Genomic DNA, 12,455 nt, shown 5'->3' on the forward strand with positions numbered 1-12,455 from the left:
ATGATCAAGCTCGTCCTCAGCAGCGTGCGGCACAACCTCGGGCGCTACCTCGCCACCCTGGTCGCGATCATCGCCGGCGTCGGCTTCTTCGTCGCCGTCAGCGTGATCTCCGACGGCATCATCTCCTCCCTCGACGGCAACGTGGACGCCCAGTACGGCAACGTCGACGTCGCCGTCGTGCCCGATGACACCGCGACGGTGGGGAGCACCGGCGCCGCGCCCGAGCCGCTGAAGCTGCCGCAGCCGGCGGTCGACCGTCTGCTCGCTCTACCCGGTGTCGAAGGCGGCGCCGGCATCCTGACCGCACCGGTGGCGTTCCAGGCCGCGGACGGCAAGCCGTTCGCGACCTCGGCGACCGGGCGGCTCTGGATCACCGACAAGGAGCTCGATCCCCTCACCCTCACCGAGGGCAAGGCGCCGGAGGACAGCGGTCAGATCGCCGTCGACCGGGGAACGGCGCACGACCACCACCTCGAGGTCGGTGAGTCGTTGACGCTGCTGACACTCGCCGGGAAGCAGAAGGTCGAGCTGGTCGGGATCACCGCGTTCGGCGACACCGACGCCCTCGACACCGGAGGCACCGTCTCCATCAGCGAGCCCGACGCCTTCGCCTGGCTGAACGGCGGCCAACAGGAGTACGCCTCGTACTACCTACGCGGCGAGGACGCGAGCAGCCTGGCGGCCGAGGCGGGCACCGTGGTCCCGGACGGGTTCACCATCCAGACGGGTGCGGAGTTCCGTCAGGACCAGCGGGATGCGAGCGGCTCCTTCGCGCAGGGGCTGAAGAGGGCGCTGCAGGCGTTCGCGGTCCTGGCCCTGCTGGTCGGTGGTTTCGTCATCTACAACACCTTCAGCGTCATCGTGGCCCAGCGCCTGCGCGAGCTCGCCGTACTCGCCGCCATCGGTGCCACCCCTCGACAGCTCAAGCGCTCGCTGCGGCTCGAGGGGGTGGTGCTGGGGATCGTCGGCTCGGTGCTCGGCGTCGTCACCGGATATCTCCTGACGCTGGCGCTGGAGGGAGTCCTGAAGGCAGCCGGCAACACCCTGCCGGGCGGCCTGTCGGTGAGCACGTCCACGATCCTCAGCGGGCTGCTCCTCGGCACGATCATCACCGTCCTGTCCGTGATGGTCCCGGCCCGACGCGCCGGGCGCACGGAGCCGATCGAGGCGATGCGGGAGGCGGCCACCGAGTCCGCGTCCCTCGGACGGACGCGCGGCATCGTGTGTGTCGTCCTCGGTGTCCTCGGGCTGGCCGCCATGCTCGCCGGCTCCAGCCTGGTCGCCATCGGCCTGGGCGTGGTCGCCTTCGTGGCCTCGGTCTTCGTCGGGGCGCCGTACCTCGCCCGGCTCGGCGCACGCGCCTCCCGACCGCTCCTCGAGCGGTTCGGCATCGAGGGTCGGCTCGCCGTCGACAACTCGGTCCGGAGCCCGAAGCGGACCGCCACCACGGCGAACGCCCTCCTCATCGGCGTCTTCCTGGTGACCCTGGTCGCGGTGGCCGGGGCGAGCATCCGTGACTTCGCGATCCAGCAGGTCAACGACCTGCAGTCGGCCGACTACGTCGTGGTCAGCAAGGGCGGCACCATCGACCCCGCCTTCGTCGCGAAGCTGCGCGAGGTCAAGGACGTCAACGAGGTCGTCGCGTTTCGGCGTGAACCCGTCACCATCGACGGCAAGGCCTCGGTCGCGTCCGCCGGCGACGTCGCCCAGATGGCGAAGATCGCCAGCATCAAGGTGGAGAAGGGGAGCCTCGACGACCTGACCACCGGCACCATCGCCGTCCTCGACACCGGTGAGGGCAAGGCCCCGGCCGTCGGGAGCACCGTGGTGGTCGAGGACAGCCGCGGCAAGGACGTCGACCTGCGGGTGGTCGCGGTCCTGGCCCCGACCCAGGACACCGGTCAGACGGGGAGCATCATCGACGGGCACACCTTCGACTCGCTGGTGGGCGACGTCGCGCCCACCGTCGCCTTCGTCGACATCGCCTCGGGTGCGCAGGGCAGCACGAAGGACGCGATCCAGAACCTCGCCGACCTCCGTCCCGACATCACCGCGCAAGAGGGCAACGCGGTCGGCAAGCTCATCCGCAGCGTGTTCGACTTCCTGATCAAGGCCGTCACCGGACTGCTGCTGATGAGCGTGATCATCGCGCTGATCGGCATCATCAACACGATGTCGCTCTCGATCCTCGAGCGCCGCCGGGAGCTCGGGCTCCTGCGGATCATCGGCATGACGGACAAGCGTGTGCGGCGCATGGTCACGCTGGAGTCGGTGCTGATCTCGTTGCTCGGCACCCTGGGCGGCATGCTGGCGGGGCTGGTGGTCTCGCTGCTGCTCGTCGTGTCGTTCAACCGGCTGAGCGAGGCGACGATCACGCCGAGCATCCCGTGGCTCGAGCTGCTGGTGATCCTGGTGCTCGGCGTGGCGCTCGGTGTGCTGGCGGCTCTCCTTCCGGCTCGGCGCTCGACGAGGATGGAGGTCCTGGAGGCGATCGCCGCGAGCTAGGAACCATGCCGGGAGGCTCGTACGCCGGGACACGGGAGCGCCACATGAGTGAGTGGGTGACGCTCCCGCGGCCGGTGTCGGCTCCGGAGCGACCGCGCCGTGGTCGCCGGAGCCGAGAGCGGGGGACGAACGCTAGGCGCCCGGTGCCGGGCGAGGGTCGATGGGCGTCATCGCACCCAGCGCCGCCTCGAGGTCACGACCCGCGGCCAGGCACAGCTCCTCGCCGTACGCCGGCCCGACCAGCTGTACGCCGTCGGGCATGCCGGCGGTCTCCGTCAGCACCGGGACCGCCAGCGAGGGCAGGCCCAGCGCGCTGAGCGAGACCAGCATGCGGTGCTCGTGCCACAGCTCATCCACCGCGTCGGGACCGGCGACGTCGCGTCCGACCGTGAACGGCAGCTGCGTGGTCACCGGCGCGACGAGCACGGGGTACCGCTGCTGGAACAGGCTCCATGCGGAGCGCAGCTCCACCCGCCGACTCAGGGCGAGGCCCAGGCCGACGAAGTCCAGGATCCGGGTGTGCTCGGCCATCTGGAAGGAGTGGTCACGGGTCGCCTGGGAGGTGTGCTCCGCGATGCCGGCCTGCTCGGAGAAGAGGAAGGTGACGAGGTCGGAGACGGCGAGCTCGCGCCAGAGCACGGCCGCCTCCATCAGGTGCGGCGGCTCGACCTCCTCGATCTCCCAGCCGGCGTCGGCGAGCGCGTCGGCGGCTCGGCGTACCGCCGCCTGCACGTGCGGGGCGGTGCCGCCGCCCCCGGGATCGGTCACCACGGCGGCACGGCGCGCCGCGCCTCGGTGCGGGTCGCGCTCGATCGGGAGACTCAGCGGGTCGACCACGCCGGCACCGCGCATCACCTCGTAGGCGAGTGCCACATCCTCGACGGTGCGGCCCAGCGGACCCTCGACGGAGAAGAGCTGTCCGCTGACCGGGAAGACGCCCGGGCCGGGGGACCACACCGGGATGCGACCCGGCGTCGGCTTGAGGCCGACCACGCCGTTGACGTGGGCGGGCAGCCGGATCGAGCCGGCGAAGTCGTTGCCGACGCCGAGGGGGCTCATGCCGGTCGCGATGGCGACGCCCTCCCCGCCCGAGGAGCCGCCGGGGGTCCGCTCGGGGTTCCACGGGTTCACGGTCGCGCCGAACAGGTCGTTGTCGGTGTGCCAGCGCATGCCGAGGTCGGGCATGTTGGTGCGGATCACCGGGACCGCACCGGCCGCACGCAGGCGTGCCACGTCGACGGCATCCTGGGCGGGTACGGCGTCCTTGAGCAGCGGCAGGCCGTTGGTCGTCGCCGACCAGGTCAGGTCGACGTTCTCCTTCACCGAGAACGGGACGCCGTGCAGGGGGCCGAGCTCCTCGCCGCGGCCGAGCGCCGCGTCGGCCTCGTCGGCTGCCGCGAGGGCACGCTCGTGGAAGACGACCGTGGCCGCGTTGACGGCCGGGTTCACCTCGTCGGTACGGGAGAGGAACGACCCGACGACCTCACGGCTGGTGGTCTCGCCCGAGCGGATCGAGGCGGCGAGCTCAGTGGCCGACCGGGCCCAGAGCGGGATGGTGCTGGTCATGATGACTCCTTCTGGATGCACAGGTGCAGCCGCGCGCCGCGCGGTCCGCCGAGGGTGGTGCTCTGGGTGTTGGCCACGCTGGTGGTCTGCACCCAGCGGTTGCCGCCGCGGCCCCAGTGCGGGACGAACTCGGGTGCGTCGCTGCTGGCGAGGGTGAGGCGCAGCCGGTGCCGGGGGAGCAGCCGGTACCCCACCTGGCCCATGTCGATGGCGACCTCCTCGCCGTAGCCGGCCGCGAGCACGGTGACCTGTCCCCGGGCCACGAGATGGGCGCTGCCGTCGGGGGCGACGTCGACCAGCCGGGCGAACAGGTCCATCTCGGGGCCCTCGGAGGAGACCGTCGCGCTCAACGCGACCGGCCCGACGAGGTCGACCGGATCGGCGGCCGGCTCGGCGGTGAAGACGAGGAGGTCGGAGCGCTCGGCCAGCGCACGCTCGTCGGGATGGTGGGCGAGGAACGAGAAGGCGTCCGCCGCCGGGGAGGGCACCGGGTCGGCCGGGTCGTGCTTCCAGGTCGCGATCTCCGGCTCCCCGGGAGCGGGCTGGAGCGAGCCGCCCGGCGCCGTACCCAGGGCTGCGTCCGCCCCCGCGGCGTACAGGATGACCTCGGTGCCGCCCGGCGGCGGCCACGTCGAGCCCTCGCGGTAGTCCGGATCGGCGTTGGCGAGCTGCCAGCGCACGCGCGGGATGTCGGTGGGACGTCCGCTGCCCCGCAGGAAGACGTCGAAGAACTCGATGGCCGGGTCGAGGTAGCGTGGCAGCATCTCCTCGACCTCCTCGGTGGTGCGCTCGCGGTCACCTCGCTCGCCCGGTGCCTCGAAGTGCGAGTTGTTCTCGTGGTCGATCGCCTCGATGCGCAGGTACTCGTTCAGCGCCCAACCGGGGCGGCGCTGGATCTCCGCGTGATCGGCCCACTGCCACGGCGCGCAGTTGTCCCACCAGCCGACCGTCATCAGGACCGGAACGGGTGCGGCGTCGAAGGGGCTGCCGTCACGGAAGCGGCGCAGTCGCACCGGGTGCGGCTGCCACAGGTCGTAGGACGCCGGCCGGGTCCCGACCGCCGCGATCACCTTCTCCACGGTGTCCTGGTAGGGCAGGTGGGTCCAGTCCATCGTCCACTCGAGGGTGTCGGGGCCGTAGAAGTAGGTCAGCGGGTACATCCGATGGATGCCCATCTCGACCTCCCGGGTGGTGGTGCCGGGGATGTCGGCGGCCAGGTCGCCCAGGCGCGTGCCGGTCACGCGCGGGACGAACGCCCGTAGCGCAGGATGCCCGCTGGAGACGGCCGCCCACTGGGTGTAGCCGTAGTAGGAGTCGCCCCACATCCCCACCACACCGTCGGACCACTGCTGCCGGCTGATCCAGTCGAGGGTGTCGTACCCGTCGTCGGCCTCGTTGACGAACAGGAGGGTCTCGCCCTCGGAGCGGAACTTGCCGCGCACGTCCTGCACCACGACCCGGTAGCCGCGACCCAGGAAGTACGACGCGATCTGCGGCATGAACGTGTACTCGCCGTTCTTGTCGTACGGCAGGCGGGTCAGGATCGTCGGGCCCGGCGTCGCGTCGCCCTGCGGCAGGTACACGTCGGTCGCGAGGCGTACGCCGTCGCGCATCGGCACCATCACCTCGGTGGCCAGCGCACTGTGCGGGCCGGGGCCGATCCGGGTGATCTCCGGCGCCCCGGACGTCGTGTCCATCGGTTCGCTCATGTCCTCACCCGAGCTGGTAGAAGCGGATGCAGACCATGCCGTCCTCATCGCGCGCGATGCCCGCGAAGACGGTCGAGGTGAGCCACAGGTGGTCGGCGGCGTCGGTCCGGAAGATCGGCGTGGTGCGGTAGTAGTACTCGCTCTGCTCGACCGGCTCGCCGGCGCGCAGGCGGCCCTCGACGTCGGCGCCGGCCTGCCAGATCCCGCGGTTGTGGATCTCGATCACGGCTCCGTCCTCGGCCTGCAGCAGGTAGCGCGCGTCCAGCTCGGTGACGTCGCCGCGGGTGACCGACCAGTCCCCGCCGTACGGGAGGACCGACCCGGTGAGGCGCGGGCCGGCCACCGTGCCGCCGGTGATCGGGGTGAACCACCGCTCCTCGGGCGCGTCGGTGATGCGGAGCGGCTCGGCGATCTGCACGCGGGCCTCGAAGGCGAAGGTCAGGATGGGATCCGGTGAGGGCATCGTGGTGCTCCTTGGTTCGTGGGTCAGGGCTGCACCGCGCGGGCGCGCGGCTGCCAGCCGGGTCGGGGGATCGAGTCGATGAGACGGCGGGTGTAGGCGTCGCCGGGGGCGTCGAAGACCCGGTCGGCCGGGCCGCTCTCCACGACGCGCCCGTCGCGCATCACCACGATGTCGTCGGCGATCTGGCGTACGACGCCGAGGTCGTGGGAGATGAAGAGCAGGGCGACGCCGGTGCGCTGTCGGGTATCGAGGAGCAGGTTCAGGATCTGCGCCTGGATCGACACGTCGAGCGCGGCGACCGCCTCGTCGAGGATGAGCAGCCGGGGCTCGGGGGCGAGCGCGCGGGCGATCGCGACGCGCTGCCGCTGGCCGCCGGAGAGCTGCTTGGGCCGAGCTTGAGCGTGGGCGGCGCTGAGTCCGACCATGTCGAGGAGCTCGGCGACGCGGTGCCGTCGTTGCTCGGCGTCGAGCTCGAAGTGCAGCCGCAACGACTCGTCGAGACAGGCGCCGACGGACTGGCGGCGGTCCAGCGACTGGTAGGGGTCCTGGAAGACCATCTGCACGGCCCGTGCCCGGCGGCGCCGCTCGGCGGTGCCGATCCGCCGCGTCTCCCACGGCATGCCGTCGACGACGACACTGCCGCCCGTGGCGTGCTCGAGGCCGGCGACGATGCGGGCGCAGGTCGTCTTCCCGGAGCCGGACTCGCCCACGATGGCCAGACAGCTGTCGGCCTCGAGGGTGAAGCTCACGTCGTCGACGGCGAGCACCTCGTGGCGGCCGGCGCCGCGACGTACCGGGAAGGCCTTGCGCAGGCCCGTGACCTCGAGCAGGGGAGTGGTCATGCTGGTGCTCCTGAGGTCTGGTCGGCGTGGTGGCACGCCACCAGGCCCTCGGCGATGCGGGTCAGCGCCGGGTCCACCGCGAGGCACTCCTCGGTGGCGAGCGCGCAGCGGGGCGCGAAGGAGCAGCCCGCAGCGACCTCCCACGCGGAGACCGGCCGGCCCGGCACGGTGGGCAGCCGGACGCCGCGCGCGGCGGCACTCGGCCGCGCGGCCAGGAGCGCCCGGGTGTACGGGTGCCGCGGGTCGGCGTGCAGCTGCTCGGTGGGTGCGTGCTCGACGATCCGGCCGGCGTACATCACCGCGGTCCGGTCGCACACCGCGGCCGCGAGCTCGAGGTCGTGGGTGATGAACAGCAGGGCGAGCCCGCGCTGGCGGCGCTGCTGGTCCAGGATGGCCACCACCTCCTCCTGGGTGGTGACGTCCAGGGCGGTGGTCGGCTCGTCGGCGAGGATCAGCTTCGGCTCCACCGCGAGCGCGGCGGCGATCATCACCCGCTGGAGCAGGCCGCCGGAGAGCTCGTGGGGATACTGCCGCAGGCGCCGGGACGAGTCGGAGACGCGTACGTCGTCCAGCAGCCGGACCACGGTGCGCTCCGCCTCGGCACGTCGCATCCGGCGGTCCGCGACCAGTGCCTCGCAGAGGAAGTCGCCCACGCTGCGCACCGGGTTGATGTGCGCCCGGGGGTCCTGGAAGATCATCGCGACGTCGCGGCTGCGCAGCCGGCGCAGGCCGGACCGCGACAGCCCGGGAACGGACGTGCCGTCGAGCTCGATGTCGCCGTTCATCCGGGCGCCCGGTGGCAGCAGCCGCAGGATCGAGCGGGCCGTCATCGACTTGCCCGAACCGGACTCGCCGACCAGGCCCAGGGCCTCGCCGGCGCGCAGCTCGAGGTCGACCCCGCGCAGGATGCGGCGGCGCTGGCGGCCGGTCGCCACGTCGAGGTGCAGGTCGCGCACCGAGAGCAGCGGTGTCGTGCCGGTGCCGGTCATGCCTGCTCCCCGATCTCGAAGTGCTGGGCCAGGCGCTCGCCGACCACGTTGACGGCCACCACCGCGATCACGATCGCCGCAGCGGCGTAGAGCGACTGCTCGGGATGGCCGCCGAGGATCGACGGCTGGCCGTTGGACACCATGACGCCCCACTCCGCAGACGGCGGCTGGACGCCCAGGCCGAGGAAGGAGATCGCCGCGAGGTCGAGCAGCGCGTAGCCGAAGCCGACCGCACACTGCACCAGGAGCAGCGGGGCGATGTTCGGCAGCAGGTGGCGCAGGCAGATGGACGGGCCGGAGGCTCCCTGAAGGCGCAGCGCCTCGATGTAGGGCAGGTTGCGCTCCTTGAGGGCGGCGGCGCGCATCACCCGGCCGACGACCGGCAGGTACGCGATCGACAGCGCGATCACCGGTGCCAGGAACCCGGGGCCGAACAGCGTCGTCACCACGATCGCCAGCACGATGCCGGGGAAGGCGAACAGGATGTCGAAGACGCGGGAGACGACCGAGTCCACGATGCCGCCGCGCCAGGCGCAGAGCACGCCCAACGTCGTACCGGCCGCAGCGGAGAGCGTCATCACCAGGAGCGGTCCGGCCAAGCTGGGCCGGGCGCCGTAGATGAGCCGGGACAGCAGGTCGCGGCCGGTGTCGTCGGTGCCGAGGAGGTGGGTGCCGGACGAGCCGCCGTACAGGTTGAGGACGTCGACCGCGGTGGGGTCGTGGGGGCTCATCAGCGGGCCGAGGATCGCGACCAGTGCCAGCAGGACGCAGACCACGATCGCGACCGTGCCGAGCGGCCCGACCGCTGCGAGCGATCCCAGCCAGCCCAACCCGCGACGGCGTACCAGGGGACTCCGGGAGCCGGTGGGGCCGGGTGCCGTCGGCCGGGTCGCGGCCGAGGGGGTGTCCATCTCGATCATCTAGTGCTCCGAGGGTGCGAGGCGCGGGTCCATGGTGACGTTGAGCAGGTCGACCAGCGTGTTGATCACGACGAACGTCGCGACCATCAGCAGTGCGATGTCCTGCACGACGGCGAAGTCCTGCTTCTGCGCCGCCAGCACCAGCAGCGAGCCGATGCCGCTCACACCGAACGCCTGCTCGGCGATCACCGTCCCCGCGACGAGTCCGGCCACGGTGAGCCCGGAGACCGTCAGCACCGGCGCCGCCGCGTTGCGCAGCACGTGGCGCTTGATGATCAGCGGGCCTGGGATGCCCCGGCTGCGGGCGGTCTCCACGTGCTCGGAGCGCAGCTCGGTGGCGACCGCAGATCGGGTGACCCGGCCGAGGTAGGCGACGTAGGAGCAGGCGAGGGCCACTGCGGGCAGGGTCAGGTGGTGCAGCCGGCCGAGGAACCCCGATCCGGCGCCGAACACCGGGAACCAGGTCAGCTTCGTGGCGAAGATCCAGATCAGCACGATCGCCGCGATGAAGGTCGGCACGGCCATCATCAGGCTGGTCACCGCCGTCACCGCCGTGCTCGCCGTCCGGCCCCCGAGGGCGGACAGCAGGCCCGAGCCGACACCGGCCAGGACGATGAGCACGGCGGCGAAGACGACGAGGAACAGCGTGTTCAGCAGTCGCGAGGCGATCAGGTGCGAGACCTGGTCGTCGAACGCGATGGACCGGCCCAGGTGGCCGTGGAGGAGGCCGGAGAGCCACCGTCCGTAGCGCACGAGGAACGGGTCGTCGAGGTGGTACTCGGCGCGGATCGCGGCCAGCGTGGCCGGACTCGGGTTGTGGCCACCCGCCAGCAGTGCGGCCGGATCGCCGGGGCTGAGGTACAGCGCCCCGTAGATCAGGAAGCTCGACACGAACAGCGTGGCGACGAGCCCCACCAGGCGACGCAACACGAACCAGCCGATGGCCGGGGACATCAGGCGCCGCCCACCGCGGCCGCCCACGGCGAGCCGATGTAGGCGAAGGAGGCGGGAGCGCCGGTGATCCTCTTGTTCATGAAGAGCCGGTTGTACGTCGTGGCCAGGCTGATCTGCAGCTCGGCCGGGGCGAAGATCTTCTGCGCCGCGACGAAGTCCCGGGCCGACTTCTGCGGGTCTGTCGACTGCTGGCCCTCGGTGATCAGCCGGGTGACCGTCGGGTCGCTCCAGCCGGTCCAGTTGAACAGACCGTCCTTGAGCACGAACCCGGGGGCGTAGTAGTACGCACCCGGCACCTCGACGTACCCGGTGGCCAGGAGGAGATCGATGCCGACTCGCTTGGAGGGGTCGTAGAACAGCGAGCTGTACGCGGTGGGCTGCATCTGCTGGATCTTCACCGTCAGCCCGATGGTCTTGGCGTCGGCCTGGACGATCGTCGCCGCCTGCAGGAACGTCTGGTTGCCCGACGGGATCGCCAGCACCAGGGTCTTGCCGGAGGCGTTGGCTGCGGTGACGAGCCTCTTGGCCTCGGTGAGGTCGGTGGTGGCGTTGTCGGGCAGCGCGTCGTAGCCGGCCTGGTAGGTCGCCTTCGCGGCGTCGCCCTGCCAGACCAGCGGCGGGGTGAAGGTCTTCTGCGGCGTACCGGCGCCCTGCAGGACGCTGTTGATCAGGCTGTCCTTGTCGATCGCGAGATCGAGGGCCCGGCGAACGTCCGGATCGGCGGCGGGCCCGGTGGCCGCGACCGGCCCGATGCTCAGCGACTCGGTCGAGGGGCCGTAGTACAGCGTGCCGGCCGAGGAGTTGCGCAGCGCCGAGAGGCTGCCGAGCGGGACCTGGTAGGCGCCGTCGACCTGCCCGGCCAGCAGGGCGCTGGTCAGGGTGCTGTCGTCGGTGAAGAAGACGAAGTCGAACTCCTTCGCCTTCGCCTTGGTGCCCCAGTAGCTGTCGTTGCGCTGCACGACGATGTCCTGACCGGAGTTCCACTTCTCGAACGAGAAGGGGCCGGTGCACATCACACCGCCCTGCGGGGTGCCGTACGCCGCCCCGGCCTTCTGCACGAACGCCTTCTCACTGACGGCGCTCGACACGCTCGCGAGGGTGTTCAGGAACTGCGCGTCGTGCTGGGAGAACGTGATGGTCACCTGCAGCGGTCCGGTGGCCGTGATGCCCGTGACGTAGCGGAAGAGCTGGCCGCCGACGGGCCGGTTCTTCGGGTCGAGGTTGCGCTGCAGGCTGTAGACGACGTCGTCGGCGGTGAGCGTGGAGTCGTCCCAGAACTTCACCCCGGAGCGGATCGTCAGGACCAGCTTCTTCGGGTCCGGCTGGGTGTAGCTGGCCGCGAGGCCGGGCTTGACCGAGAAGTCGGGCTGCAGCTGCAGCAGCGGCTCGCACATGTTGAGCACGACGGCGTTGGAGGAGTAGTCGCCGGTCTTGACCGGGTCGATGGTGGTCGGCTCACCGGTCTCCAGACCCCAGCTGACCTTGTCGATGTCCTCGCTCGCGGCGGGGGTGGTGTCGGTGAGCGTGACAGCGGCCGCCGTGCCCGTGCTCTTGGCACCGGCCGTGCCTCCGCCTCCGCCGCATGCGGCGGCACTCATCGCGACCACGCCGGCCACGGCGACGGCGCCGATCCGGCTCGCAGCGCGGGTGCGGACTGTTGCACCTCGGTTCATCGGAACTCCTCCCACCACTTCGCGTCGCACCGGTTCGTCAGGAATCCTGTGCTTTGGTTGTCCGAGTCTGAGTGCGTGAACCATAGTTAGTCAATACCGACTAGAAAAGATTTGCTGCCGGGCGGCTACGGTCCGACATCGGGAAGAGGAGGCAGAAGGTGGGAAGACCGAGCATGGCCGAGGAGCGCCGCGAGCAGGCCCTGCGCGCCTTTGCGGCGTGCGTCGCGCGCGCCGGGTTCGCCGGCACGTCGCTCGAGGACGTCGCGGCTGAGGCGGGCCTGGCGCGCGGGCACGTACGTCACTACCTGGGCAACCGGCACGACCAGGTCGTGGCCCTGTGCGAATGGGTCAGTCGAGCCGACCAGGCCGAGTTCTCGAAGGTGCGGCAGGCCGAGGAGGGCCCGGCGCGGGTCGAGGCGGTGATGGACTATCTCTTCGACCCGACCTTCTACCAGCCCGGGGAGGATCTCGACGTCTTCCTCGCGCTGTTCGAGGAGGCGCGCCGCGACGACGAGCTGCGCAAGGTCTTCCTCGACGGCTACATCGACATCCTGGACACCACCACGGCGGCGCTGAGCGTCGCGCAGCCGGAGCGTGCGCCTGCGGAGCTGGAGGACATCTCCTACCTCATGCTCTGTGCGGCCGTGGGCAACGCGCACCTCGCCCAGATGGGCGTCGCGTCGGCCCGGGCACGCGGTCTCGGGTCGCTGTGTCGACGCGCGGTGCGGATGATGCTCGGTCGACCCTGACGGCTGCACAGCGGCGGCACGGCGGCATGCTCACCCGCCCGAACCCGACCCAGCCCGGCTCGGCCAGAACGGCGTTCCTGTGCTT

The 12,455-nt window shown here is 71.2% G+C and carries 10 protein-coding genes; 2 read left to right on the forward strand and 8 right to left on the reverse strand.

From position 1 onward, the window contains the following. Entirely contained in the window at window positions 1-2,505 is a 2,505-nt protein-coding gene (locus tag ACZ5L9_RS16330; RefSeq protein WP_464529486.1) for an ABC transporter permease, read from the forward strand. Window positions 2,506-2,637: 132 nt separating this feature from the next. Here the strand turns inward: ACZ5L9_RS16330 and ACZ5L9_RS16335 are convergent, their stop codons facing one another. From ACZ5L9_RS16335 to ACZ5L9_RS16370, 8 genes are read right to left on the reverse strand one after another with little or no spacing between them, the layout of a single operon-like run. Continuing rightward, the gene (locus ACZ5L9_RS16335) at window positions 2,638-4,071 is read right to left on the reverse strand and encodes an amidase (protein ID WP_464529489.1); all 1,434 of its coding nucleotides are present in this window, start codon (window positions 4,069-4,071) and stop codon (window positions 2,638-2,640) included. Continuing rightward, window positions 4,068-5,780: a CocE/NonD family hydrolase gene (locus tag ACZ5L9_RS16340; RefSeq protein ID WP_464529492.1), complete on the reverse strand. Its 1,713-nt coding sequence runs from the start codon at window positions 5,778-5,780 to the stop codon at window positions 4,068-4,070. Before ACZ5L9_RS16340 ends, ACZ5L9_RS16335 begins: the two co-directional genes overlap by 4 nt. Window positions 5,781-5,784: 4 nt before the next feature. After that, a complete protein-coding gene (locus ACZ5L9_RS16345) occupies window positions 5,785-6,243 on the reverse strand; it encodes a DUF3237 domain-containing protein (protein WP_464529495.1) in 459 nt (152 codons plus the stop codon). A 23-nt stretch (window positions 6,244-6,266) separates the two neighbouring features. Next, on the reverse strand, window positions 6,267-7,085 hold the full coding sequence (locus ACZ5L9_RS16350) for an ABC transporter ATP-binding protein (protein ID WP_464529499.1): 819 nt from the start codon (window positions 7,083-7,085) through the stop codon (window positions 6,267-6,269). Next, window positions 7,082-8,074, reverse strand: a complete 993-nt coding sequence (locus tag ACZ5L9_RS16355; protein ID WP_464529504.1) for an ABC transporter ATP-binding protein — start codon at window positions 8,072-8,074, stop codon at window positions 7,082-7,084. Before ACZ5L9_RS16355 ends, ACZ5L9_RS16350 begins: the two co-directional genes overlap by 4 nt. After that, window positions 8,071-8,994, reverse strand: coding sequence for an ABC transporter permease (locus tag ACZ5L9_RS16360; protein WP_464529508.1), 924 nt, complete (start codon window positions 8,992-8,994; stop codon window positions 8,071-8,073). Before ACZ5L9_RS16360 ends, ACZ5L9_RS16355 begins: the two co-directional genes overlap by 4 nt. Beyond that, complete coding sequence (locus tag ACZ5L9_RS16365) at window positions 8,995-9,948, reverse strand: ABC transporter permease (RefSeq protein ID WP_464529511.1); 954 nt, start codon at window positions 9,946-9,948, stop codon at window positions 8,995-8,997. Beyond that, entirely contained in the window at window positions 9,948-11,621 is a 1,674-nt protein-coding gene (locus ACZ5L9_RS16370) for an ABC transporter substrate-binding protein (protein WP_464529513.1), read from the reverse strand. Before ACZ5L9_RS16370 ends, ACZ5L9_RS16365 begins: the two co-directional genes overlap by 1 nt. Before the next feature lie 158 nt (window positions 11,622-11,779). Between ACZ5L9_RS16370 and ACZ5L9_RS16375 the strand changes: the two genes are divergently transcribed. Continuing rightward, a complete protein-coding gene (locus ACZ5L9_RS16375; RefSeq protein ID WP_464529515.1) occupies window positions 11,780-12,370 on the forward strand; it encodes a TetR/AcrR family transcriptional regulator in 591 nt (196 codons plus the stop codon). The last annotated feature ends 85 nt before the right edge of the window (window positions 12,371-12,455 follow it).

Source organism: Nocardioides sp. JCM 18998, assembly GCF_055391535.1.